The sequence below is a fragment of the Nocardia aegles genome, assembly GCF_052545135.1.
The window spans coordinates 1-530 of sequence record NZ_JBQWRI010000064.1; the positions used below are offsets into that span (position 1 = coordinate 1).

General features: G+C 71.7%; 1 protein-coding gene. It reads right to left on the reverse strand.

Features of this window, described 5'->3' with window-relative positions; translation table 11 throughout:
* A partial coding sequence (locus ACT89H_RS29465; RefSeq protein ID WP_445111936.1) for a phosphopantetheine-binding protein occupies positions 1–530 on the reverse strand: 530 nt, incomplete at both ends.

Below are 530 nucleotides of genomic sequence, written 5' to 3' on the forward strand. Positions count from 1 at the left end.
CAAACCCGGATCGAACTGATTCAAAAACCACATCCGCCGCTGCGCCAACGACAACGGCACCCGCTCCGGACGCTCCAACGCCACCAACGCGCGCCGGTCGCCCGCTCCCCGCAACGGCTCCAGCCGCGCGGCGAGCGTCGCGACGGTGGGGCTCTCGAAGATCAGCCGGGCGGGCACCCGGGCCGCGATCGCGGCTCCCAACCGGGCCGCGACCTGCGTCGCGATCAGCGAGTTGCCGCCCAGCTCGAAGAAATCGTCGTCCGCGCCGACCGGCGCGGCGGGACCGAGCAGTTCGGCGAACACCTCGCCGACCAGCTCTTCGAGTGGGCCGACCGGGGCGCGGTACACCTTGGTCCGCAACCGGGGCGCGGGCAGTGCCTCGCGGTCCAATTTGCCCACCGGGGTCAGGGGAATCTCGTCCAGCACCATGACGCCCGTCGGCACCATGTGCGCGGGCAGGCTCTGCTGGGCGAAGGCGGCCAGTTCAGCCGCGTCGGCGTCCATCCCGGGCGTGGCGTGCACGTACGAGA